The 23,804-nt window shown below is 64.5% G+C and carries 25 protein-coding genes; 3 read left to right on the top strand and 22 right to left on the bottom strand.

What is annotated here, in order from left to right:
- Positions 1–5 precede the first annotated feature (5 nt).
- The 10 genes from M5B96_RS09115 to M5B96_RS09070 all read right to left on the bottom strand — a co-directional run bounded on the left by M5B96_RS09115 (position 6) and on the right by M5B96_RS09070 (position 9,652).
- Entirely contained in the window at positions 6–671 is a 666-nt protein-coding gene (locus tag M5B96_RS09115) for an amino acid ABC transporter permease (protein WP_248796350.1), read from the bottom strand.
- The gene (locus tag M5B96_RS09110) at positions 664–2,445 is read right to left on the bottom strand and encodes an aconitase X (protein WP_248796349.1); all 1,782 of its coding nucleotides are present in this window, start codon (positions 2,443–2,445) and stop codon (positions 664–666) included. The genes M5B96_RS09115 and M5B96_RS09110 overlap by 8 nt, the downstream gene beginning before the upstream one ends.
- A gap of 10 nt (positions 2,446–2,455) precedes the next feature.
- On the bottom strand, positions 2,456–3,274 hold the full coding sequence (locus tag M5B96_RS09105) for a transporter substrate-binding domain-containing protein (RefSeq protein ID WP_248796348.1): 819 nt from the start codon (positions 3,272–3,274) through the stop codon (positions 2,456–2,458).
- A 387-nt stretch (positions 3,275–3,661) separates the two neighbouring features.
- Positions 3,662–4,411 (bottom strand): AraC family transcriptional regulator, encoded by a 750-nt coding sequence (locus M5B96_RS09100; RefSeq protein WP_248796498.1) that lies wholly within the window; start codon positions 4,409–4,411, stop codon positions 3,662–3,664.
- Between the two features lie 74 nt (positions 4,412–4,485).
- The gene (locus M5B96_RS09095) at positions 4,486–5,742 is read right to left on the bottom strand and encodes an FAD/NAD(P)-binding oxidoreductase (RefSeq protein WP_248796347.1); all 1,257 of its coding nucleotides are present in this window, start codon (positions 5,740–5,742) and stop codon (positions 4,486–4,488) included.
- The gene (locus M5B96_RS09090; RefSeq protein ID WP_248796346.1) at positions 5,739–5,975 is read right to left on the bottom strand and encodes a 2Fe-2S iron-sulfur cluster-binding protein; all 237 of its coding nucleotides are present in this window, start codon (positions 5,973–5,975) and stop codon (positions 5,739–5,741) included. The genes M5B96_RS09095 and M5B96_RS09090 overlap by 4 nt, the downstream gene beginning before the upstream one ends.
- Positions 5,968–7,083 carry an NAD(P)/FAD-dependent oxidoreductase gene (locus M5B96_RS09085; RefSeq protein WP_248796345.1) on the bottom strand — a complete coding sequence of 372 codons (1,116 nt, stop codon included), beginning with the start codon at positions 7,081–7,083 and terminating at the stop codon, positions 5,968–5,970. The genes M5B96_RS09090 and M5B96_RS09085 overlap by 8 nt, the downstream gene beginning before the upstream one ends.
- Positions 7,080–8,012 carry a 4-hydroxyproline epimerase gene (locus tag M5B96_RS09080; protein ID WP_248796344.1) on the bottom strand — a complete coding sequence of 311 codons (933 nt, stop codon included), beginning with the start codon at positions 8,010–8,012 and terminating at the stop codon, positions 7,080–7,082. Before M5B96_RS09080 ends, M5B96_RS09085 begins: the two co-directional genes overlap by 4 nt.
- Before the next feature lie 115 nt (positions 8,013–8,127).
- Positions 8,128–8,799 carry a GntR family transcriptional regulator gene (locus M5B96_RS09075; RefSeq protein ID WP_248796343.1) on the bottom strand — a complete coding sequence of 224 codons (672 nt, stop codon included), beginning with the start codon at positions 8,797–8,799 and terminating at the stop codon, positions 8,128–8,130.
- 712 nt (positions 8,800–9,511) lie between these two features.
- A complete protein-coding gene (locus M5B96_RS09070) occupies positions 9,512–9,652 on the bottom strand; it encodes a hypothetical protein (RefSeq protein ID WP_248796342.1) in 141 nt (46 codons plus the stop codon).
- 306 nt (positions 9,653–9,958) lie between these two features.
- Here M5B96_RS09070 and M5B96_RS09065 point away from each other — a divergent pair, with 306 nt between their 5' ends.
- The gene (locus M5B96_RS09065) at positions 9,959–11,359 is read left to right on the top strand and encodes an AAA family ATPase (RefSeq protein WP_248796341.1); all 1,401 of its coding nucleotides are present in this window, start codon (positions 9,959–9,961) and stop codon (positions 11,357–11,359) included.
- A 2-nt stretch (positions 11,360–11,361) separates the two neighbouring features.
- Entirely contained in the window at positions 11,362–12,360 is a 999-nt protein-coding gene (locus M5B96_RS09060; RefSeq protein ID WP_248796340.1) for an endonuclease, read from the top strand.
- Here the strand turns inward: M5B96_RS09060 and M5B96_RS09055 are convergent, their stop codons facing one another.
- The 6 genes from M5B96_RS09055 to ribBA all read right to left on the bottom strand — a co-directional run bounded on the left by M5B96_RS09055 (position 12,361) and on the right by ribBA (position 18,373).
- Positions 12,361–12,996: an START domain-containing protein gene (locus M5B96_RS09055; protein WP_248796339.1), complete on the bottom strand. Its 636-nt coding sequence runs from the start codon at positions 12,994–12,996 to the stop codon at positions 12,361–12,363.
- Positions 12,997–13,066: 70 nt separating this feature from the next.
- Positions 13,067–14,221: an ABC transporter ATP-binding protein gene (locus M5B96_RS09050; RefSeq protein ID WP_248796338.1), complete on the bottom strand. Its 1,155-nt coding sequence runs from the start codon at positions 14,219–14,221 to the stop codon at positions 13,067–13,069.
- A 17-nt stretch (positions 14,222–14,238) separates the two neighbouring features.
- Positions 14,239–15,048 (bottom strand): ABC transporter permease, encoded by an 810-nt coding sequence (locus M5B96_RS09045; protein WP_248796337.1) that lies wholly within the window; start codon positions 15,046–15,048, stop codon positions 14,239–14,241.
- A 6-nt stretch (positions 15,049–15,054) separates the two neighbouring features.
- Positions 15,055–15,999, bottom strand: a complete 945-nt coding sequence (locus M5B96_RS09040) for an ABC transporter permease (RefSeq protein ID WP_248796497.1) — start codon at positions 15,997–15,999, stop codon at positions 15,055–15,057.
- Positions 15,996–17,021, bottom strand: coding sequence for an ABC transporter substrate-binding protein (locus tag M5B96_RS09035; RefSeq protein ID WP_248796336.1), 1,026 nt, complete (start codon positions 17,019–17,021; stop codon positions 15,996–15,998). Before M5B96_RS09035 ends, M5B96_RS09040 begins: the two co-directional genes overlap by 4 nt.
- 239 nt (positions 17,022–17,260) lie before the next feature.
- Positions 17,261–18,373, bottom strand: a complete 1,113-nt coding sequence (gene ribBA, locus M5B96_RS09030; RefSeq protein WP_248796335.1) for a bifunctional 3,4-dihydroxy-2-butanone-4-phosphate synthase/GTP cyclohydrolase II — start codon at positions 18,371–18,373, stop codon at positions 17,261–17,263.
- A gap of 75 nt (positions 18,374–18,448) precedes the next feature.
- Between ribBA and M5B96_RS09025 the strand changes: the two genes are divergently transcribed.
- A complete protein-coding gene (locus tag M5B96_RS09025) occupies positions 18,449–18,742 on the top strand; it encodes a DUF1330 domain-containing protein (protein WP_248796334.1) in 294 nt (97 codons plus the stop codon).
- A 6-nt stretch (positions 18,743–18,748) separates the two neighbouring features.
- On the opposite strand, the gene M5B96_RS09020 is transcribed toward M5B96_RS09025, so the two are convergent.
- From M5B96_RS09020 to M5B96_RS08995, 6 genes are all read right to left on the bottom strand, one after another.
- A complete protein-coding gene (locus tag M5B96_RS09020; RefSeq protein ID WP_248796333.1) occupies positions 18,749–19,312 on the bottom strand; it encodes an NUDIX hydrolase in 564 nt (187 codons plus the stop codon).
- 1 nt (position 19,313) lies between these two features.
- Positions 19,314–20,066 carry a GntR family transcriptional regulator gene (locus M5B96_RS09015; RefSeq protein WP_100943754.1) on the bottom strand — a complete coding sequence of 251 codons (753 nt, stop codon included), beginning with the start codon at positions 20,064–20,066 and terminating at the stop codon, positions 19,314–19,316.
- Between the two features lie 101 nt (positions 20,067–20,167).
- Positions 20,168–20,653 (bottom strand): flavin reductase family protein, encoded by a 486-nt coding sequence (locus tag M5B96_RS09010; RefSeq protein WP_248796332.1) that lies wholly within the window; start codon positions 20,651–20,653, stop codon positions 20,168–20,170.
- A gap of 12 nt (positions 20,654–20,665) precedes the next feature.
- Positions 20,666–22,147, bottom strand: a complete 1,482-nt coding sequence (locus tag M5B96_RS09005) for an aldehyde dehydrogenase (protein ID WP_248796331.1) — start codon at positions 22,145–22,147, stop codon at positions 20,666–20,668.
- Complete coding sequence (locus M5B96_RS09000; protein WP_248796330.1) at positions 22,144–22,977, bottom strand: alpha/beta fold hydrolase; 834 nt, start codon at positions 22,975–22,977, stop codon at positions 22,144–22,146. Before M5B96_RS09000 ends, M5B96_RS09005 begins: the two co-directional genes overlap by 4 nt.
- Positions 22,978–23,002: 25 nt before the next feature.
- On the bottom strand, positions 23,003–23,593 hold the full coding sequence (locus tag M5B96_RS08995; RefSeq protein ID WP_248796329.1) for an amino acid synthesis family protein: 591 nt from the start codon (positions 23,591–23,593) through the stop codon (positions 23,003–23,005).
- Between the last annotated feature and the right edge of the window lie 211 nt (positions 23,594–23,804).

The following is a 23,804-nucleotide window of genomic DNA, read 5'->3' as shown; positions in this document are numbered from 1 at the left end:
CCTCCTCAGTAGCGGAACAGTCGCCAGGCCATCAGCCTGGCTGCCGCGACGATCGCCTTGGCAATCAGGTAATACAGCACCGCGGCAATGGCGAAGAACTCGAAGGTGCGGAAGGTCTTGACGTTGTACTCCTGGGTTACCCCGGTGAGGTCATTGTTCAGGCCGACCACCACCCCCAGCGACGTCATCAATACCGCCCAGACCATCTGATTGCTCAGCGGATAGAAGACGATGCGCAACAACTGCGGGACGATGATCATCCGATAGGCCTGGAAGGCGCTCATGCCCAGGGAGCGCGCCGCGCGTACTTGCGTGTCGGGCACCGCCTTGAGGCCGCCGCGAAAGTTCTCCGCGAGATAACCGGCGTTGTTGAAGGTGATCCCGGCGAGCAGCGCGAACCATGAACTGACATGCAGGTCCAGCGAACCGAGGCCGAAGTAGAGGATGTAGATCTGGAACAGCGAAGGCGTGTTGCGGGCAATCGATACCCAGCCATTGCCGATGCCACGCAGCAACGGATTCCTGGTTTCGCGCATCACGGTCAGGGCCAGGGCGATCAGCACCCCGAAGACCATCGACAAGGCGGCGGTCTCGAAGGTGACGAGGGCGCCACCGAGCATGTCCGGCAGCGCGCGCAGGGCCGCGCGCCATTGAAAGGTGTAGTCAAACATGCGCGCGATTCTCCTGTGTGGTGGCCGGTGCCAGCCAGGCCGGCAGGCGCCCGCTGGCGTTGGCGGTACAGGCGGCATTGACGCATTCGGCCAGGCTGGCGAAGTGCACCTTGCGGCCGACCAGCCCGGGTGCGTAGTGGGCGTACTTGCCCGAGTTGGTCATCAGGGTGGTGGCGGCCGGCGGGATCACCGGTTCACCGAGCATGCACCAGCAGGTGTCGGTGACCAGGGTCGCGCCGAAGGCTTCGATCACCGCGATATACCCGGCGGTGCGCGCCTGCTCCAGGACCGTGCGCCCGCAGGTGATGGCAAGGACCACGTCGGGGTGCTTGCGCCAACCCCGGCAGAGACGGGCCAGATGGGCAAATTCGCCGAGGGAAAAGTGCGGGTTGCCCAGCGACACCACATCCACCCGCGGGTCGTCGGCACTGTTGAGTTCGCGCCAACTGAGCAGCAGGTCCTGCAGGCGGATTTTTTCCACCGGCAGCACCACATCCGGTTCCAGCACCTGGGCCGGGTCGAGGGCCTCCGGGGTCACCCCGGCGATATGAAACAGCGGCGCCGCGGAGGTGGTGGCGAAGGCCGCGCCGAAGGCTTTCAGGTCGTCCAGGCTCGGCTGGCGCTGCTCCAGCCCGAGCACCAGGGGAATCCGGCTGCCGGCCAGGGCGCCGATGTGATAACCGAGCAGCGGGTAGAACGAATCATCCAGTTCGCCCAGGGGCGGCAGTTCGATTTGCAGTCGGGCTTTGCGCTGGGCATCCAGGTGGCAGCCGATCAACGGCGCGCGCCCGGTCAGGGCAATGCAGATATCCAGGTAGTCGGGGTACTTCAGGGTGCGGGCGCCGAGCACGCTGTTGGCGTAGACCACGGCGTTGGATTCGGCCCAGACGATCTGTTCGCCGACCTTCGGCGCGCTGTCGAGCAAGTATGGCGCACAGGTGAAACTGAGCTGTGCGCCCATCGCCATATAGGCATCACCCAAGGCACTGGCGGGCACGCCCAGGGCCGGGGCGATGCCCAACTCGCGCCAGCGGCGCTGGTCCACGGAAATGGAATTGAGGGTGGTCGGGACACGCACGCGCGCGCCCCACTGCACCAGTTGTTCGGCAAAGCGCAGGCTCGCCGGGCCCGTATAGATGCAGCCGTCGATATGCGCCTGGGTCACGTCCAGCAAGGCGCGGGCGCCTTGCAGCTCGGCCATTTGCAGGATGATTTGCATGGCCACCTGGGCGGCCTTGCCATACTGGCCGTCAAGCAGGGCCAGGTCGTGCTCGCTGAGTTCGACGCGGCTGGCCGAGGGGCGGGCCTGCACCGGTGTAGTCGGTGCCTGCCAGTGATCGGCGGGAGGCTCGTCGAAGAGTTCCAGGCGGGCGCCATCGACCCGGGCAAAGGCCTTGCCGCGCAAGGCGGCAAAGGCCTCCCGGCCGATGCACAGCACCGGCAGGGAGCGTTGGAAAATCACCTGGGCCACCAGCACGCCAAGGCTCAGGATTTCGTCCGGTTCGGCCAACACCAGCGCCGCCGGCGCGTGACCGTTGCTGATCAACTCCATCATGACACTGCTGCCGGTACAGGAACCGCGACCGCTGGGTAGCGCCAGCACGCGGCCGGCCAGGTGTTCGCCACTGAGGGGATGATGGCGGTCGATCACCTCGCCACTGAACGGATCGACTCCGCCCCAGAAACTCAGGCCGACATCGGCGAACAGCAAGGGGCCTTGGCCGGCCCCCTCGACCAGGCTGCGTCCTGGCAGGGAAGTGAGCGTGCTGGGCATTCAGGTTTCCTCAGTAGTAGACGTGGGGCACGGTCAGGTCGGTCGGTGGAATCTCGGTCCCGACCCATTTGACGAACAGCTCCTTGTAACGTCCGGTACGCACCTGTTGGTTGATGAACAGGTTGAGGTAGTTGATCAGGCCGTACTCATTGCGCTTGGCGCCCAGCGAGACATAGTCGATCACGTACGGCGCGTTGCCGGCGACCTTCAGGTTCTTGTATTTGCCTGATTTGAGCGTAGCGGCTGCCACGGTGTTGGTGACGACGGTGGCGTCGATATGGCCCTGGGCGACGGCGAGGATGGTGTCGTTCTGCGATTGATAGGCGCGGAAGCTGCCGGTGCCCCAGCTCTTCTGGTCTTTTTCCAGGGCGAGGGCTTCAAAGGTGCCGCTGGTGTTGCCGACCGGCTTGCCCTTGAGGTCTTCGTACTTGTTGATACCGGTGTCGCTGCGGGTCAGTACCACCATCTGGAAGGCGAAGTAGGGCAGCGACAGGCCGACGGTCTTGGCCCGTTCGAGGGTGTCGGAGGTGGAGGCGACGATCACGTCGGCACGGCCCGAGACCAGCGCCGGAATCCGGTCCGGAAACGGCGTCTCGACGATCTCGGCATCGACCCCGAGGACTTTTGCCAGGTCGTTGCAGTAGTCGACGTCGAAGCCCACCGGTTTGTTGCTCTCATCGCGCGAGCCCATCGGTGGGAAGTCCAGGGTCACGGCGCAACGCAGCTTGCCCGAGCCGATGATGTCGTCGAGCTTGTCGGCCTGGGCCGTAGCGATAAAGGACGAACTGAGAACCACACTGAGCGCTGCGGCAAAAACGGGATTTTTCATGGAGACCTCGTTATCGGTGAGTGGTGTTGGCTGTCGTATTAGGAATTTCGTATACGATATTATATTAGCAATGAATGTGCCTGTTTCACTGTCAGGACATGAATTATTCGTCGGTCCTTGGGTTAGAGGGGTTGCCGGAAGGGAGAGGCTCAGGCGTTCGCCGATAGGGGGCGAGAGGGTGTTACAGAAGGGAGCATGTTTTCGCGACAGCGCCCTTTAAAGGAACACCGCCTTCAGCCAGTGCCGACTCGATCATTGACTCGGTCATTGTGGGAGCGGAGCTTGCCCGCGAAGAGGCCCTTGAGGCCGCCAAAAGCTTCGCGGGCAAGCTCCGCTCCCACAGTGACACCACACAACAGTGTTGTGGGTTTCAAGGGGATGGGAGGCTCAGCGCCGGCTGTCGCGGTATTGGCTGGGCGCCAGGCTGGTCAGGGCGCGGAACTGCCGGCTGAAGGCGCTGTGGTCGGTGTAACCGCAGCGCAGGGCGATTTCGGTGATCGGCAAGTCGGTGTCGAGTAACAGCCGCGAGGATTCTTCCAGGCGCGCCTTGTGGATCATCTGCCGTGGGGTGAGCTGGAACACCCGCTTGCAGTGACGCTCCAGTTGCGCCACGGAAAACCCGGCAATCGCCGTCAGTTCGGCCAGGCTGATGGACCGGGCGAAGTGGCTACGGATATGGGCGTCCACCGCGGCGAGTTTCGGGAAGGCCGGGTGGCTGGACTGCGGCAGTTGCAGATCGCGGGAGATCCCGGCGAGGCCGACGATACGGCCTTGCGGGTCATACAGCGCGAGTTTGTGGGTCAGGCACCAGATCGGCTGGTTGCCGTAATAGAGGTGCAGTTCGAGTTGGTCGGCCAGCTCGCGACCGCTCGACAGCACCCGCCGATCCTGCGCGGTGTACAGCGGGCCGAAGCGTTCCGGGAAGACCATGTCGGCGGTACGCCCGAGCAGCTCGGTACTCGCCTTGAAGCCGCAGCGCCGCGCCAGGGTCTGGTTGACGAAGGCGTAGCGGGCCTCGCAGTCCTTGATGAAGAACACCACGTCCGGCAGGGTATCGAGCAGTGGCGCCAGCGCCTGCAGACTGCTCAGCAGGGTCGGCAGGTCGCAGGGTTTGAAGTGGCTGAGCGAGGCGTACATGGCGCTGGAAGTCTGGGGGCGATCCGCTGGATCATAGAGGCTCGGCGCCGGGCCCGGAAGCCCCGGGCCGGGATTCAGGCCGGCGGCGAGTCGTCCAGGCACAATAAGGTCTCGATTCGTGCCGGGCTGAAAGGCGGACGCGGTGCCGAGGGTTGCCAGCCGAACAGGTGTTGCGCGGCGGCGCCACAGACCCGGCCCTGGCAGGCCCCCATCCCGCAGCGGCTGGCCAGTTTGGCCTCGCGCCAGTCGGCGTGGGCGGCCAGTGCGGAGTAGGGCACATCTTCGCAGCGACATACCAGGGTATCGGGCCGGGCCAGTGACTTGAGCCGCGGGTTGAGCCTGAAGCTGTGCTGCAAGGCGTCGGCAAAGCCCTGCCAGCGTGCCCGTTGCGGCCACAAGGCCTGGGCTTGCGGACGCTCACCGACCGCCGCGTGACCGGCAATCGTGCCTTCGATCAACGCCAGTTCACTGCCGCCGAAGCCGGTGCATTCTCCCGCCGCATAGTGATCGACACGACTGCTGGCTTGCCAGGCATCGACCGCCAGCGCCTGGCCATCGAGTGCGCAGCCCAGCGCCTGGCCCAGCTGGGTGTTGGGGATCAGGCCGAAGCCGCAGGCCAGGCGCTCGCAGGCCAGCTCGACGATCTTGCCCTGTTGTTGCAGGCGCACGCCTTCCAGGCGGTCGCTGCCCAGGGCGGCGAGGACATGGCTGTCGGTTCGATAATGGCGGTCGAACAGGCTGAACGATTGCAGCAGCTTGCCGGGCCAACGCGGCAGTTGCGCGGCGAAACCGGTGACGGCGCGGGCGCTTGCCTGCTCGGCGATACGCAGCAGCCGGGCACCGTTGTGTCTGGCCGTCGCGGCGCTGGCCAGCAGCAATGGCCCGCTACCGGCAATCACCAGGCGCTCATCGCGCACCGGCAATCCGCCCTTGATCAGCGCCTGGAGTCCGCCGGCCCCGGTTACCCCGGGCAAGGTCCAGCCAGGGAAGGGCAGCAGCAATTCACGCGCGCCGGTGCACAAGATCAGCTTGTCGTAAGCGATGACCCAGCCGCGCTCATCGTCCTCGACCAGCAGCTGTTTCGGCCCGGCACAGGCAATCACCCGGGTGCTGGTATGGCGCCGGATATTGCCGTGGCGCTCCAGTTGCTCGCGCAGATTACGGGCCTGGTCCGGCAGCTTGGCCTGGGGGCCGTCGCGCCAGATTTGCCCGCCCGGCAGCGGGTTGTCGTCGAGAATCACGATCCGCGCGGCGCTTGGCGCGGCGGCGAGCGCGGCGGCCATGCCGGCGGGACCGGCACCGATGATCAGCAGGTCGGCGTAGTCGCTCATGTCCGGGTCTCCACGTGCATGCCGTCACGACAGAGGGTCTGGCAGGCCAGTCGGCGGCGGCCGTCGATATTTACCCGGCATTCCTGGCATATGCCCATGCCGCACAGCGGTGCGCGGCGTTGGCCAGTGACCGCGGTCCGCGTGCAGCCGTCGCCGGCCAGGGCCAGGGCTGCCGCGACGCTGGTGCCTTCGGCAACCCTCAGGGTGCAACCATCCAGGATCAATTCAGGCATAAACGGCTTCCCCGAGAAAACGTTGCGGCAAATAGGGTTGTGCGGCCAGCGGCGGCGTTTCATTGAACAGTTGCGCCACCAGCAGGTCGGCGGTACCGGGGGCCGTGGTGACCCCCAGGCCTTCATGGCCGACGGCCAGCCACAAGCCTTGGCGTTGCGGGTGCTGGCCCACCAGCGGCAGGCCGTCGGGGCTGGCGGCGCGAAAGCCGGTCCAGGCGCGGATAGCATTGAGTTGTGCCAGTCCGGGCATGTACTCGGTGGCGCGCCTGAGCATCTTGGCGAGCATCCAGCCTTCGACCTGCGGGTCAGTGGTGCCGAATTGCCGCGAGGCGCCGATAAACAGCTGCCCGGTCGGGCGCGGCTGGATATTGCAGGCCGCCGAAGGGCCAGTGGCGTTGTGGGCGCTGGTGACATAGCCGAGTTCCACCAGTGTGTGGGTGACTTTACCGGGGTAGCGGTCGGTGATCAGCAAGTGGCCCTTTTTTGGCACGATCGGCAGCTCCGGGCACAGCTCGCTGGCCTGGACGCCATTGGCCAGGATCACCGCGTCGGCATCCAGCCAGTGACCGTCGGCGAGGCGCACGCGGTTGCCGTCGACTTCACTGACTCGCGCCCGGCGTTGGCTGATATTCGTGGTTTCGAGCATCCAGCGGGCCGTCGCCGGTGCATAGAGAATGCCGTCGCCATTGATCAGCAGTCCGCCTTCCAGGCCTTCGCGCAATTCCGGCTCGCGCTGGCGCAAGGCGCTGCTGTTGAGCAACTCGCAGGCTACGCCCCGGGCCCGCAGGTTCAGGTATTTGCCCTGGGCGACGGCCATTTCTTCAGCGTTGGCCGCCAGCCACAGGGTACCGTTGCCGCGGTAGGCGCAGCCGTCGGGGAGTGTCGCCGCCGTTTCACGCCAGCGTTGCAGGGAGTACTGACTCAGCGCCAGCTCGGCGGGGTTGTCGTCGAGCACCAGCAAATGGCCCATGCCCGCCGCCGTCGCCCCGGGCAGGCCGGCGTCCAGCACCAGGACCTGCAAGCCGCGCCGCGCCAGCGCCTGGGCACAGGCGGCGCCAATGATGCCGGCGCCGATCACGATCACATCGGCCACCCGGCCCTCGTTCACGGGCGGATGCCCCAGGCGAACGGGTCGTCCTGTTCGATGATCAGGCTGGCTTCGGCGCTGATAAAGGCGCGGCCGCGAATGGTCGGCACGATGCGTTCGCCGAGCCGCTCGTAGGACCCCTCGAATTCGCTGCCGATAACGCTGGCCTGACGCCAGATCTGCCCCGGCTGCAACTTGTCATCGGCCGCCAGGCAGGCCAGTTTGGCGCTGGTCCCGGTACCGCAAGGGGAGCGGTCGTAGGCCTTGCCGGGACAGAGGACGAAGTTGCGACTGTCAGCGCGCGGGTCAGCGGCGAACAGCTCGATATGATCGATCAGCCCGCCATCTTCACCGCGAATGCCCTGGGCCTCCAGGGCTTGCTGGACGGCGAAGGTATAGGCGGTCAGGGCCTCGAGATTGTCGCCGGCAATGTCCAGGCCGTGCTCGGCGATCAGGAAAAACCAGTTGCCGCCCCAGGCGATATCGCCAATGACCTGGCCGATGCCCGGTACCTCCAGCGCCAGGGCTTTCTGGTAACGATAGGCCGGGACGTTGCGCACGCTGACCGAATGGTCTTCGTGCAACGTCGCCTGCACCGTGCCCACCGGTGTCTCGATGCTGTGGGTGCCGGGGCCGATCTTGCCCAGGTGCGCCAACGAAGCCACCAGGCCGATGGTGCCGTGGCCGCACATGCCGAGGTAACCGCTATTGTTGAAGAAAATCACCCCGGCACAGGCATTCGGGTCCACCGGCTCGCAGAGCAGGGCGCCGACCAGCACATCGCTGCCGCGCGGTTCGAGCACGCAGGCCGCGCGCCACCGGTCATGTTGTTCAGCCAGGCGCTGGCGCCGTTCGGCCATGCTGCCGTTGCCCAGGTCAGGAAAACCGGCGATCACCAGGCGGGTGGGTTCGCCGCCGGTGTGGGAGTCGATCACGCTGATGCGTTTCATGGGAGGGCCACGTCCGTTCAGATAAGTGAAGGCAAGAGTGGCCTGCGCAGGGGCGTGTCGGCTTGAGGGATTTAGCCGGTACCGATGACGAAATCAGCACAGTGCGTTGCGTCGCTCAGTGACTGTGGGGCAGGTGCTCGAACAGGGTCTTGCAGACACCGGCAATATGCTCGTCGAGCAATTTCACCGCGAGGTCGACGTCACCGGCGCGGCAGGCCGCGAGGATTTCCCGGTGTTCGTGGTCGGCGCGCTCCTTGCCGGCGGAAAGGCTCATCTGCATGCGCAGGTAGCGCTCCAGCTTGTCGTTGACCGAGCGGATCAGACCCACCAGAAACGGCCGTTGCGCCGGCTCGTAGAGGCAGGCGTGCAGTTCCCAGTTGAGTTCGGCCCAGCGGCCGACGTCATCTTCGCCGATGAATTCCTGGCAGATGCGTTCGGCGCGGGTAAAGGTCTCTTCGGTCATGTTCGGAATCGCCAGGCGCAGCACCTTGTCTTCCAGCAGCATGCGCACTTCGAACATCTGCGCCAGTTCCGCATCGGACACCCGCGTGACCATCGCCCCGCGATTGCGCTGGAACATCACCAGGCCTTCGGCCTCCAGGCGCTTGAGGGCTTCGCGCACCGGAATCTTGCTGACGTTGAACTGGCGGGCGATATCGTCCTGGCGAATCGGCTCATCCTCGGCGAAATGCCCGGCGACGATGGCGTCGCGCAGGTGCCGGGTGATGATTTCCGAGGTCGACGGCGAATTGCCGAGGTCGGGGGCGTTGAGTTTTGGTAGGGCCACGGTTCTGATCGTTCGAGATGATTTGTGCAGATGGTATACGAAATCGTGTTGCTGGTCCTGAGGGATGAGTTGAACGATCCCGTCATTCGCTCCGGCGACAGCTACCACGGGGGTTGCCCCTGTGCTTGGCTCAGGGCGCGGCGCCAGGTGCTGACCGGGCGGTATTGAGCGAAAAACGCCTCCCCTTTTTCCGAGCTGCCGTTTAGAGTCATTGGCTTTTGGGGACAGTGACAGGCTTTCCCCTGACGGCTTAGGGAAGAGAGTCATGCAACGCTTTGATCGCAGTTCCGTGTCACCGCCGAGTTTTTTGCAAGGTCCGGAGGCCAGGGCCAGCAGGCAGACACTGGTTAACTATTGGCTTGCTGGCCAAACGAGGAGGGCGCAAACCCGGGCCCCGCTATTTCGGCTCGATCTGGAATACGAGTCCGTCCATATCAGTCTGAAGCGATTGTTTCACGGCAAATGTGCGTTCTGCGAAAGTGCGGTTCCCACGTCCCCCTACCGATTTCGTCCGGACAGTGGTGTCACGCCTGTCGAGCAAACGTCAAACGCTCATCTGTATTACGTCTGGCTGAGCGACGCCTGGGAGAACATCTATTCCATCTGTACGGGATGTAAGCCTGACCGGCCAGGTCACTTCCCCGTCCTGGGCAAACGCGTGTCGGTGCCTACCGAAAAACTATTGCAATATTACGCGGCGCAGGACCTGGGCTTATGGCGCGGCTATCCGCTGAAAGAACGCAATGCCTTGCTTGATCCTTGTGAGCAAAGGCGTTTCGATACTCACCTGTGCGCTGATCTTTCCGGGAGGCTTTTCCCCCTGACCGAGCGTGCTTTTGAAACGATCAGTCATTTCAATCTCGATCGCGCTGAGCTGGTTGAGCGACGTGGCGACATACTGCGGAAATACTTCCGCACCTTGATCGGTGAGACGCTTCCTCAGTTGCGCCAGGATGGACGGGAAACCGCGCCAATCTTTGACTTCGAACTATTGGAGTTTGGTGGCCTCTGGTACCTGCTGTGTCGTGCTATTGCCTTGGAACTCATGCCGGTCGGAGCGCAGCGATTTTCCCTGTCGCCCATGGGCCTGAAGGCGACATTCCGGAAAATCGTTCGCGGCAAGGGGTATGAGTCTCGGCTTGAAGGGCTTGAGCTCCGCTTGGAACAACAGCTGTGGAAAGTTATCTCCCGTGATCCGGGGCGGGCGTCCAGCTATTCCCCGCTGGTATCGATTCGCTTGAATAATTTCAAGGGCATCGAGGAACTCGAATTGCTCATGCCTGCCGCGCAGGAGGCCCCGGCTTCGAGCCCGAAGCCCACTCAACCGGCCCTGCTGATCCTGGGTGAAAACGCTGCCGGCAAAAGCTCCATCCTCGAAGCCACGGCCCTGGCGCTCTGTACCGAGCAAGCCCGCGCACAATTACCGGTCGATGTGGCATCGTTGCCCCTCGATCCCGAGCTGTTGGGCGCGGGGCTGGTGCCGCGATGCGCCTCGGCGACGGTGACCGTGACCTTCGAGGATGCCAGCCAACGAGAGCTGACCATCGCCGGCGCGGGCTACCGGCCCGCGGGCACGGCCATCGCGCCGCCGGTCTTTGCCTACGGCGCCTTCCGCCAATACCAGAAGCAGGTACGGCGCTACAGCCCGGGCAAATCGATCATCAACCTTTTCGACGCCACGGCGCTGCTGTCCAACCCGGAAAAATGGCTGCTGGGCCTCAAGCAGGTCGAGTTCGACAGCGTGGTGCGCGCCCTGCGGGATATCCTCTCGATCGAAGGCGAGTTCGAGGTCATGGAGCGCGACTTTGCCAACCAGCGCTGCCTGATCGTCACGGCGGCTGCCGGTAGCCGGACCCTGTGCCGGACCCCGCTGAGCCTGGCGTCCTCAGGCTATCGCTCGGTACTGGCGATGGTCTGCGACATCATCCAGGGCCTGATGAGCCGGCGCATCAATCCCCACTTCGAAAGCCTGGAAAGCGCCCAGGCGGTGGTCCTGATCGACGAAGTCGAGGCCCATCTGCACCCACGCTGGAAAATCCAGATCATGGGCGCGCTGCGCAGCGCCTTGCCGAACGTGACCTTTATCGCCACCACCCACGATCCGCTGTGCCTGCGCGGCATGCGCGAGGGCGAGGTGATCGTCATGCAGCGGGTTGCCAGCGAGGACAATCCCGACAGCGATTGGCCGGTGATGGTGGAGCAGGTAGTCCGCCTGCCCAACGTCAGCCAGCTGACCATCGAGCAACTGCTGACCTCGGACTTTTTCAGCCTCACCTCCACCGACCAGCCGGACACCGAGCGCGAGCTGGCAATGTTCGCCGATCTGCTCGCCGCCCGCGAGCAGGGCCAGCCTCTGAGCGAGGCGCAGGACCACGCCTGGAGTCGCTTCCAACGGGATATCAGCGATGCCCTGCCGGTGGGGGCTACCGAAGTCCAACGGCTGGTGCAGGAAGCGGTGGTGGAGTACCTGCAGAACCGTCGCCAGGCCAGCGCGCTCAAGCTCGTTGAACTGCGCCAGGAGTCCAAAAAAAGAATCCTCGCTGTCCTGGGGGGGATCTGAATATGCGCGCCGTGACCCGCAGCACTGCCAAGGCACCGGAGGCCCTGTCCGGAGCCGACTCGCCCGCCGCCAAGGAGCTGCAGAAGCTCACGGCCTGGTTCGCCGCACCCGACGGCAGCCCGCCGGCTTTTGCGGTGTACAAGGCTGACAGCGTCAAGCAGCAGCTCGACGCCCTGTTCCACGGCAAATGTGCCTATTGCGAGAGCTTCTTCGCCTCGACCGCGCCGGTAGATGTCGAGCACTACCGGCCCAAGGGCGCGGTATCCGAGGACGCCAGCCATCCCGGTTACTGGTGGCTGGCCATGGACTGGGACAACCTGTTGCCCAGTTGCATCGACTGCAACCGCAAGCGCAAGCAGGTCACCCCCAGGCTGTCAGCCAAGCTGCTGACGCTGCGGGACGACCGCCAGGGTTTCAATCAGGGCGGCCTGCTGCTTTCCGGCAAGAAAGACAGCTTCCCGATCCTCGGCCAGCGGGCCATGTCCGCCGCGCAGGGCTTTGCCGACGAGTACCCGCTGCTGCTCGACCCATGTCGCGACAACCCGGACGAACACCTGAAGTTTCATATCGACCGGAGCAACCTGATCGGCCTGGTGCTGCCCCGGCCGCACACGGGTACTGACTTGCCGCCGGGGGCGGCGGCCGGCACCGCCCGGGAGGGCAACCTCGAGGAAGCACTGGCGGCCGGCTTGAGCCTCAAGGGCAGCGTTTCGATTCATGTCTACGGCCTGAACCGACTGGGCCTGGTGCAGGAGCGCACGCGGCTGCTGCGCCAGCTGGAATTCCTGGAAATGCTTGCGCTGGAAGTGGGGGCCATGGCGGATGAGTTGTTGCTTGATCCCACGGCATTGCCCCCGAAGGTGGTCGATGCCGCCAGGCGCCTGTACTTCCTCCAGGACCAGATCCTTGGGCAAATGAAACGCATGGCCCGGCCCGAAGCACCTTACTCCGCCATGGTCCGGGCCTGGATCGAGGACTTCAAGGTACGGCTCCAGGCCTGACTAGGGCGCCGTTTCGGCGCTGCGCAGACCCTGGTGCTCGGCCACCACGCGCAAGGTCTTGAGGCTGACCATCGGCGCGTCGACCACGAACTGATTGGCCAGCCAGGACGGGATATCGCCGGCCGGCTCGGCTTGCAGCTCATAGGTCACGCGGGTCTGCGTGTCGCTTTCCGGACGCATGGTCCAGGTGCCTTTCATCTGCCTGACGCGGATCTGTCCCGGCACGCTCGGTACGAAGCCGGGCACCGCCTCCAAATGGCGGGTCAGGCTACCGTCGTCGGCGCGCTCGCTGTGTACATGGATCACCATGTCACGGGTCTGCGCCGGCCACGGTAACGCGGTGGTCAGATAGACCCAGGTGTCGTCGCCGTCATTTTTCAGCAGGCGCATATCGGCACAGGCATACAGCCATTTGCAGGCGACCCGCAGGTTTTCCTGCAGGTTGCTCAGGGTGCCGACATCGGCGTTGATCCGCGTCTCGCCGCGAAAGCTCTGGTAGCGCGAGCCCGGGACGTGGCTCAGGTAGACCTGGATACCGTCTTCGTCCTTGGCCAGGCGCCAGTCCGGCGGCGCCGCCAGTGTCGAGGTGCAGAGGAGGGCACTGGCCAGCGCGGTCGCAGATAACAGGATGTTCATTCGGATCTCCGGGTTGCACGGCCGATAATGCCTGGCTACCCGGATATAACACCCCTGGCCCGGGTTTTATTCAATGGGCGCCGGCAGCTTTATTCAAATCGCCTTCGCTCCATTGGGTATAGACGCAGGCATCGGCACTGGCCCAGCGCACGCGCAGCCGATCACCGGCCTTGAGTGGCATGCCGGTGGCCGACAGCGCCTTGACCGTCATCGCCGTGCCGCCGTCGGTGACCACGCTGCAGGTCTGGCTTTCGCCCAGGAAGAGCATTTCAGCGACCTTCGCCGGCACCTCGTTCCAGCCCGCCGGCAAGGGTTCGGCCGCGGCCTGTTCGAGGCTCAGTGCCAGGGCTTTCTCCGGACGCACCATCAGCAACAGCGGCTGCTCGTCACCGATCCCGGATGTCGGTCGGATCGCCAGGGCCTGGCCCTCGAAATCCGCCACGGCATTGCCGCGGGCCTTGAGCTTGAGGAAGTTCGAGTTGCCGAGGAACGAGGCGACAAAGGCGTTCGGCGGGTTCTGGTAGAGGTCGTAGCCGCTGCCCAGGCCGACGATCTTGCCGTGGCTGAAGATGGCGATGCGCTGGGACAGGCGCATGGCTTCCTCCTGGTCATGGGTCACGTAGACGATGGTGATACCCAGCCGGCGATGCAGTTGGCGCAGTTCGTCCTGCAGGTCTTCGCGCAGTTTCTTGTCCAGGGCGCCGAGGGGTTCGTCCATCAGCAGGATGCGCGGTTCGTAGACCAGCGCCCGGGCAATCGCCACGCGCTGTTGCTGGCCGCCGGAGAGCTGCGAAGGGCGGCGATGGGCAAAGGTTTCCAGCTGCACCAGCTTGAGCATGGCCTCGACCCGGCGCTCGCGCTCGGCGCTGCCGAGCTTGCGCAGGGTCAGTGGGAAGGCGATGTTGTCGCGCACCGACAGGTGCGGGAACAGCGAGTAACGCTGGAACACCATGCCGATATCGCGTTTGTGCGGCGGCACTTTGACCAGGGACTGTCCGCCCACCAGGATCTCGCCGCTGCTGGGTGTCTCGAAACCGGCCAGCATCGACAGGGTGGTGCTTTTGCCCGAGCCGCTGGAGCCGAGGAAGGTGAGGAATTCACCCTCCTGGATATCCAGGGAAATATTGTCCACGGCGGCGAAGTCGCCGTAGTGCTTGTTCAGGTTGCGCAGGCTGACCAGGGGGCGGTCGCTGGACTGCGCGGGGTCTTTGATCACGGCACTCATGTTCTACTCCAGGGCGCTCAGGGGCGCAGTTCATTGCGCCGGCGCAGGGCGGCGGCGAGCACCATCACCAGTACCGACAGGGCGATCAGCAGCGTCGAGGCGACGGCGATCACCGGGGTCAGGTCCTGGCGCAGGGTGGTCCACATTTTTACCGGCAAGGTTTGCAGGGTCGGGCTGGCCATCATCACGCTCAGCACCACTTCATCCCACGACACCAGGAAGGCGAACAGCGCGCCGGCGACCATGCCAGGGCGAATCGCCGGGAAGGTCACCTTGAACACCGCCTGCAGGCGCGAAGCCCCGCAGATCACCGCGGCATCCTCGATCGACTGGTCGAACAGCTTCAGTGAGTTGATGATCGAGATAATGGTGAAGGGCAGTGCGACGATCACGTGGCTGACCACGAAGGCGAACAGCGTTCCGGTGTAGCCCAGCTTGAGAAACAGCGCGTACACCGCCACCGCGATGATCACCAGCGGCACGATCATCGGCAGGGTGAACAGGCCGTAGAGCAGTTCCCGGCCGGGGAAGCGCCCGCGGACCAGGGCGAAGGCGGTCGGCAGGCCGAGGGCGACCGCGCAGAAGGTGGTCAGGATCGCCACTTTCAAACTGGCCAGGGCGGCGTTCATCCAGTCCGGGTTGGAAAAGAACTGGGCGTACCACTTCAGCGTCCAGCCCGGCGGCGGAAACACCAGCCACTGGGAGGAGCCGAACGACAGCAGGACGATGAACACGATCGGCAGCAGCAGGAACAGGGCGATCAGCCCGGTGGTGAGGTAGAGGCCCAGGCGCAGGCGCCGGCTCATGGCATTCGGGGTCAGGAGCATGCTGGCTTACCTCGCGTTACTGGCGCCGACCGGGGATTCCGGCTGGAGCTTCAGGTAGAAGTAGAACAACACCAGGGTGATCAGGACCAGCAGGGCGGCACCGGCGCTGGCCAGGCCCCAGTTGAGGAACGACTGCACCTGTTGAATGATGAACTCCGGCAACATCATGTTCTGCGCACCGCCGAGCAGGGCCGGGGTGACGTAGTAACCGAGGGACATGACGAAGACCATCAGCCCGCCGGAAAACAGTCCCGGCCGGCACAGCGGCAGGAACACCCGCAGGAAGTTGCGCCACGGACTGGCGCCGCAGATGGCCCCGGCCTGCAGGATCATCGGGTCGATGGCCTGCATGGTTGCCTGCAACGGCAGGACGATGAACGGGATCATGATGTAGCTCATGCCGATCACCACGCCGGTCAGGTTGTGCACCATCTCCAGCGGCTGGTCGATGATGCCCATGGCCATCAATGCCTTGTTGATCACTCCGGAGGCCTGTAGCAGCACCAGCCACGAATAGGTCCGGGCCAGCAGGCTGGTCCACATCGACAGCAGCACGATGCTCAGCAGCCAGCGGCCCCAGCCACGCGGTACCAGGGTAATCGCCCAGGCCAGGGGAAAGCCCAGCAGCAGGCTGAACAGGGTGACCAGCCCGGCCACCGAAAAGGTGTTGAGCAGGACACGCGCATAGGCCGAGTTGGCGAACAGTTGCTGATAGTTTTCCAGCCCCGGCGTGGGCTCCAGCACCCCGCGCAGCAACAGGCCGATCAGCGGCGCGAGGAAAAACAGGCCGAGGAACAGCAGGGCGGGTAACAGGTTACCCGCCCCCCGCCAGCGCTGCGCATACGTGGAGGACTGCTGCATGACCGCCGCCTTGCTGCTGGCCTGGCCGGCAGCGCCTGGGGCGCTCCCGGTCGGACGGGTGTCAGGGGAAAGCGTGGCCGCCATTTTCATTTGACCAGCCATTCGTTCCACCGTGTCGCAATGGCCGGACCGTTCTTGGCCCAGTATGCGAAGTCGAGGGTGATCTGATCCTTAGCGTAGGCAGTCGGCAGGTTCGGTGCCAGTACCGAGTCCAGGCGCGCGACGCTGTCGACGTTGACCGGGGCATAGGCGGTCAGGTTGGAGAAGTCGGCCTGGCCCTTGGCGCTGCTGGCGTTGGCCAGGAACTTCATGGCCGCTGCCTTGTTTTTCGTGCCTTTGGGTACGACCAGGATGTCGGCCATGACCAGGTTCTGTTTCCAGCTCACACCGACCGGTGCGCCGTCCTGCTGCAAGGCGTAGATCCGGCCGTTCCAGAACTGGCCGAGGCTGGCTTCGCCGGAGGCCAGCAACTGTTGGGATTGCGCGCCGCCGCCCCACCAGACGATGTCTTTCTTGATGGTGTCGAGTTTCTTGAAGGCGCGATCCAGGTCCAGCGGGTAGAGCTTGTCGGACGGCACGCCGTCGGCCAGCAGGGCCAGTTCCAGTACGCCGGGGCTCGGCCATTTGTAGAGGGCGCGTTTGCCGGGGTAGGTCTTGGTGTCGAACAGGGCGCTCCAGTCCTGCGGCTTGCCGGCGCCCAGCTTGCCTTCGTTGTAGCCGAGCACGAAGGAGAAGTAGAACGAACCGACGCCATGGTCGGAGACGAAACGCGGGTCGATCTTGTCGCGCTGGATCTGGCTGAAGTCCAGCGGTTCGAGCAGGCCTTCGGCGGCGGCGCGCAAGGCGAAGTCGGCTTCGACGTCGACCACGTCCCACTGCACGTTACCGCTTTCGACCATGGCCTTGAGCTTGCCGTAGTCGGTGGGTCCGTCCTGGACCACAGTGATGCCGCTGGCCTTGCTGAACGGATCGGCCCAGGCCTGTTTCTGCGCGTCCTGGGTACTGCCGCCCCAACTGACGAAGTTGACGCTGTCGGCGGCGATGGCGAAGGAACTGCCGATTGCCAGGAAACCCGCGAGCACTGCCGCGGTTGCACCTTTGTTCAACACCATTTTCACGCCCTCATTTGTTGTGTTTTTGAGCGGGTTGTTGATGCCCGCCTATCGGGAGCAGTAGGTCCATCTGAGCCTTTAAAGGCGACCGTGCCAAGGGCATTTTGTTGTGCTTTCCCTGTCGGGGGCACTTGGCAAATATCTCCGGTCTACGGAATATCATATTATGGTATTCCAAACTTTCTGCAAGCACTTTGCCTTACCGGTGATCCGGCCTTGGCGCTTTTTTTGTGGGTGAATCAGGGTTGCGGGAAGGGGAGGCTTTCCACCACCTGCAGATCGTAGCCGGTCAGCCCGGCATATTTGAGTGGCGGGCCCAAGTGGCGCAGTTTGCCGACGCCGATGTCCTGCAGTATCTGTGCCCCGGTGCCGATCTCCGAATAGATCCGCGATTGCGAACGGCTGTACTGGCGCGGTGGCCGGGTCAGTTGCGGTACACGCTCGAGCAGGGCCTGCGACGACTCATGGTTGGCCAGCACCACGACGACGCCGCGGCCTTCCTCGGCGACCCGTTGCAGCGCGGCCCAGAGCGTCCAGTTGCTCGGCCCGTGGTACTCGGCGCCGACCAGGTCGCGCAGTGGATCGATAACGTGGACCCGGACCAGCGTCGGTATCTCGCGCTGGATATCGCCCATCACCATGGCCATGTGCACGCCGCCTTCAATGCGGTCCTCGAAGGTGATCAGGCGGAAGGTGCCGTGCACGGTCGGCAGTTCCCGTTCGCCGATCCGCAGCACCGTGTGCTCGGTGCTCAGACGATAGTGGATCAGGTCGGCGATGGTGCCGATGCGGATGCCATGTTTGCGTGCAAACACTTCCAGGTCAGGGCGCCGGGCCATGCTGCCGTCATCGTTCATCACCTCGACGATCACCGAGGCCGGGGTCAAGCCGGCCAGGCGCGCCAGGTCGCAGCCGGCCTCGGTGTGCCCGGCGCGGGTGAGCACGCCACCTTCGCGGGCGCGCAGGGGGAAGATATGCCCGGGTTGGACCAGGTCTTCGGCGCGGGCATCGGCGGCCACCGCGGCTTCGATGGTGCGGGCGCGGTCGGCGGCGGAAATGCCGGTGGTCACGCCGTGGGCCGCCTCGATGGACACGGTGAAGGCGGTGCTGAAGGCGCTGCCGTTGCTCGGCACCATCTGTTCCAGGCCCAGGCGCCGGCAATGCTCGTCGGTCAGGGTCAGGCAGATCAGCCCGCGAGCCTCGCGGGCCATGAAGCTGATAGTCTGGGCGTTGCAGCAGTCGGCGGCGATCAGCAGGTCGCCTTCGTTTTCGCGATCTTCGTCGTCCACCAGCAGGACCATCTTGCCCTGGCGGTAGTCGTCGATGATGTCCTGGATACGGTCAAAGGCCATGGCGGCGCTCGCTCTGTATGAAAGTGTGATTTATGGTATACCATAATACAAAATCAACCAGCAATGAGGTCATCGATGAAGGCTTACTGGATTGCCCATGTAGATGTCACGAACCCCGAGCAATACACCGAGTACAGCAGTCGCGCTCCGGCGGTCTTTGCCCGCTACGGCGGACGAATGCTGGCACGGGGCGGGCGCGCCGAGGCGCTGGAGGGCCGGGAAACGCCACAGCGCAATGTGGTGATCGAGTTCGATTCCTACGACCAGGCGCTGGCCTGCTATCGTTCGGCGGAATATCAGGCGGCGCGCGGGCACCGCGAAGGCGCGGCCCGTGCTGAAGTGATCATTGTCGAGGGCATGGCGCCCTGAGGGCGCTCAGCGGATAAAGTGAATCTTGCCGCTGTCGTCGTTGCCGATGTAGATGCCGTAGACCCCGGCCTGGCGTTCCTCGATGTAGCGTTCGAGGATCTGCCGGATCGCCGGGTAGTAGATGCAGTCCCAGGGGATGTTCTCGGGCGCGAAGAATTGGTAGTCGAGGGTTTCCGGTCCGAACTGGCCGGTGATCTCCAGCGCGACGGCGCGGAAGATGATGTACACCTCGCTGATTTTCGGCACGCTGAAGATCGAGTAGGGCGAGAGGATTTCAGCGCGCACGCCGCTCTCTTCCCAGACTTCGCGCAGGGCCGCCTGCTCGGTGGTCTCGCCCGCTTCCATGAAGCCCGCCGGCAGGGTCCAGGTGCCGGGCCGTGGCGGGATCGCCCGTTGGCACAGCAGGTATTTGCCATCACGCTCGATGATGCAACCGGCGATGATTTTCGGATTGACGTAGTGAATGTAGCCGCAGCCCGCGCACATCAGGCGTTCATGGGTGTCGCCCGGCGGCACTTGCCGGCTGAGGTCGGCAGCGCCGCACTGTGGGCAGAAGCGTGGGCTGGACATCTCAGCGCCCCATGCGCGGTTCTTTGAGAGCGATGGGGGCGGTGATCTCGGGGGCCGGGCCGGTCTCGTCCTGCTTGCGCTTGAGATACTCCAGCGCCACCTTGGCCGCCGCGCGCACATGGTCGACCGAGGCTTGGTGGGCGGCCAGCGGGTCGCCGCTCTTGATCGCCTCGACGATGCGCTCCATTTCCTGATTGCTGGCGCCGCGCCGGTTTTCCTGGGACACCGAGGTGGCCCGCAGGTAGCTGATCCGCGCCTGCAACTGGCGTAGCTGGGTGGCCGCGGCACGGTTGCCCGAGCCCTCGAGCAGGACGTCGTAGAAGCCTTGCACCGAGTCGATCACCTGTTGCAGCTCGCCGTCCTTGAGGGTCTTGCGATTGACCTCCAGGGCCTTTTCCAGGGCCTTGATGTCCTTGGCCTTGGCCCGCAGGGTGAACAGCTGGACGATCAGGCCTTCCAGCACACAGCGCAGTTCGTAGATATCGACCGCGTCGTCCAGGGTGATGATGGCAACGCTCGGGCCCTTGGCGTCGGCGAACGCCACCAGGCCTTCGGACTCCAGGTGCCGCAAGGCTTCGCGCACGGAAGTGCGGCTGACGCCGAGGCGTTCGCAGAGGTCGCGCTCGACCAGGCGGTCCCCCGGCATGAGTTGGAAGTTCATGATGGCGCTTCGCAGCTTGTCCAGCACGATTTCGCGCAGGGTAACGGGGTTGCGATTGACCTTGAAGCTGTCGTCGAGTGGCAGGCGTTTCATGGGATCCGCTCTAAAAGTTCGTGGGGCCGATCGAGGGCCGAAATCATCGGCAAGCTTATCATGCGGCGCTCCTGCGCGTCGGCTCGGACCATGGCAAAACCTCAGGCCAGCGCCGGCAACGGGCCGAGCTTGCCCTTGTGGTAGACCATCGGCGTGACCGCTTGCTCGGGCAGGATCAGGTTCTTCACCGCGCCGACGATGATGGCGTGATCGCCGCCGTCGTATTCGCGCCACAGCTCACACTCGATGATCGCCGTGGCCTTGTCCAGCAGCGGGTTGCCCAGGGCGCTGAGGTGCCAGGCGATGCCCTTGGCCTTGTCCTTGCCTTTACCGGCGAAGGCGTAGGCTTCGGCGGTCTGCTCGGCGGACAGCAGGTGGATCGCGAACTGCTTGCTGTCGCGCAGGATCGGGTAGGTGTCCGAGGCGTAGTTGGGGCAGAACAGCACCAGCGCCGGGTCGATGGACAAGGCGCTGAAGGCACTGGCGGTGATGCCGACTATGCCACCCTCGGCGTCCAGGGTGGTGACCACCGTGACGCCCGACGGGAAGGAGCCCATGACTTCTTTGTAGATACCGGGTTCGATCATTTCGTCTGTCTCCTAGCGCATCACGAAGGGGTCGGGCATCGGTGCCGACGAGAGGTTGATCCACACCGTTTTCAGTTCGGTGTAGGCCAGCACCGAATCGATGCCGCTCTCGCGACCGTAGCCGCTGTTCTTGAAACCGCCGATCGGGGCCATGGCCGAGACCGCACGGTAGGTGTTGACCCAGATGATCCCGGAGCGGATGTCCCGGGCCAGGCGATGGGCGCGGCCCAGGTCGCGGGTCCAGATGCCGGCGGCGAGGCCGAACTGTGAGTCGTTGGCGATGGCCAGGGCCTCGGCCTCATCCTTGAAGCGGATCACCGAGGCCACCGGACCGAAGACTTCTTCCTGCATGATCTTCATCGAGTTGCGGTCGCATTCGAACAGGGTCGGCTCGTAGAACCAGCCTTTGCCCAGGTTCGGCGGGCGCTTGCCGCCCAGGCGTAGTTGTGCGCCCTCGGCCAGGGCGTCGGCCACCAGGCCTTCGACCACGGCCAACTGCTGCGCGGTGGCCATGGGGCCCATCTCGCTGGTGTCGTCCTGCGGGTTGCCGATGCGAATGCGCCGGGCGCGAGCCACCAGCCGCTCGACGAACTCGTCATAGATCTCGTCCTGCACCAGCAGCCGTGAACCTGAGACGCAACTCTGTCCGGATGCCGCGTAGATCCCGGCGATGGCGCCATTGATCGCGCTGTCCAGGTCGGCGTCGGCAAAGATGATGTTCGGCGACTTGCCGCCCAGTTCCAGGGACAGCTTGGCGAAGTTCTCGGCGCTGCTGCGCACCACATGGCGGGCGGTAGCGGCGCCGCCGGTGAAGGCGATCTTGCGTACCAGCGGGTGGCGGGTCAGGGCGGCACCGGTGCTCGCGCCGTAACCGGTGATGACATTGACCACGCCCGGTGGAATCCCGGCCTCCAGGGCCAGGCGCGCCAGCTCCAGGACAGTGGCCGAGGCGTGTTCGGAGGGCTTGAGCACGATGGTGTTGCCCGCCGCGAGGGCCGGGGCCAGCTTGATCGCAGTCAGGTAGAGCGGGCTGTTCCAGGGGATGATCCCGGCGACCACGCCCATCGGTTCGTGCACGGTGTAGGCGAACAGGTCCGGCTTGTCCAGCGGCAGCGTGCCACCTTCGAGTTTGTCGGCCAGGCCCGCGGTGTAATGGAAGAATTCCGGCAGGTAGCTGACCTGGCCGCGGGTTTCGCGGATCAGCTTGCCGTTGTCGCGGCTTTCCAGCTGGGCCAGGCGTTCCTTGTTTGCCGCGATCAGATCGCCGAGGCGACGCAGCAGCTTGCCCCGGGCGGTAGCGCTCAAGCCACGCCAGGCCGGGTTGTCGAAAGCCCTTTGCGCGGCCTGCACCGCGCGCTCGACATCGGCTTCGTCGGCGTCGGGCAACTGCGCCCAGGGTTCGGCGAGGGCCGGATCGAGGCTGTCGAAGGTCTTGCCGGACAGGGCATCGACCCATTCACCGTCGATGCACATCTGGAAGCGGGCGAGTGTCATGCAACGATCCCCTTTATCTGGTTGGGTCGGGCTTGGGCGCTGGCGAGAAAGTCCAGCAGCACCTGGTTGACCAGGCGCGGCGACTCCACGGGCATCATATGCCGTTGCTCGGGGAGCACGGCAACCGTGGCGCCGGGAATGCGTTCGGCCAATTGGCGGGCCATTTCCGGGGTCGAACCCGGGTCCAGCTCACCCGTGGCAATCAAGGTCGGCACCTGAATGCCGCCCAGATCCTCGGCACGGTACATGTCCTGGGTGGCGAACAGCTCATAGGTGGTCAGGTAACCTTGTGGGTCATTGTCCGCCAAAGTCTGGCGCAGGGCGGCGATTTGCGCGGGATTGGCCGCCTGGTATTCGCGGCTGAACCAGCGCGACAGCGCGGCTTCGGCGTTGGCGTCCGGTCCGTGCTCGGCGGCCTGGGCGGTGCGGGCGATAACGCCGGCACGCTGTTCGGCGCTGCGATTGAACACGCTGTTGAGCACCACCAGGGCCTGCAGACGTTGCGGGTAGTGCAAGGCAAACGCCCGCGCCACCAGCCCGCCCATGGAAAAGCCGATCACGCTTGCCTGGGGCAATTGCAGGTGGTCGAGCAACTCCAGCAACTGGTCGGCATAACCGAGCAGCGGGGTGCCGCTGGCCGGGCGCGGACTGGCGCCATGACCGAGCATGTCGTAGGTGATTACGCGGTACGTCGTGGCCAGGCCGACGATCTGGCCGCCCCACATTTCTTTATTCAGGCCCACGCCGTGGATCAAGACCACAGGCTGGCCTTGGCCGGTCGCCAGGTAACTGGTGCCTGCCGGGGTGCGTTCAGCGGTGAGCCGAATCATGGAGCGCTCCTGCCTTTTTTATTGATTACCGGGCTTTCTCGGCGGCCAGTTCTTCCAGGTCGATATAACGGTTGCCGATGCGCGGGTGCAGGCGGCCTCCGTCGGCGCAACCCAGGACGACGACGATTTCGTCGGCGCGCGGAGCGTCTTCGATGCGCATTTCCAGGGTGATGTAGTGCGAGCGCAGGCCTTCGTCGTCCTTGTGCATCATCGGGATCTGGATCGAGGTGCCGGGACCGCCGCGCTTGTTAGTGAAGCTCAGGTAGCTCTTGGCCTGGACCGCTTCGCGGTAGTGGTTGCCGAAGCGCAGGGTGTGGATCACCGCCGAGGCGTGTTCGATTTCACCGTCGGCGCCGACCACCGCGGCCTTGCCGTAGGCTTCGATGCGCTCGGCGCCGCCAATGGCCGTCACCAGGCGCTCGACCATCATGGCGCCGAGGTCGGAGCAGTTGGCGCGGATTTCCGGTTTCAGGTCCTCGACGAAACCCCGGCCCAGCCAGGGGTTTTTCATCACCACGGCGAGACCGATCATGGTCACCGGTTTGTCCGCGGCCTTGCCGCCTTCGATCAGGGTCTGTTCGGAGTAGCTGACGATCTTGCGGATTTCGAAACTCATAAGGGGGCTCCTGGGTGCACGTTGATCAGATGGTATGATGGTATACCATAATATTGGCTGTGCAAGCCCCCTCTGTAAGTTTGTGAGTCCTGTCTCTGTATGGGATCTTGAAAATGCCGAAAAACCGGCAGGAGCCAGCCTGCTGGCGATGAGCCCTGCCAGTCTTGTATCGACTTCAGGGACGCCATCGCCCGCAAGCAGGCTCCTTGTA

It is taken from the genome of Pseudomonas sp. MWU13-2105 (genome assembly GCF_023242315.1).
Classification (GTDB): Bacteria; Pseudomonadota; Gammaproteobacteria; order Pseudomonadales; family Pseudomonadaceae; genus Aquipseudomonas.
The sequence above is the reverse complement of the archived record's forward strand: the minus strand, read 5'-3'. Positions and strand labels throughout refer to the sequence as shown.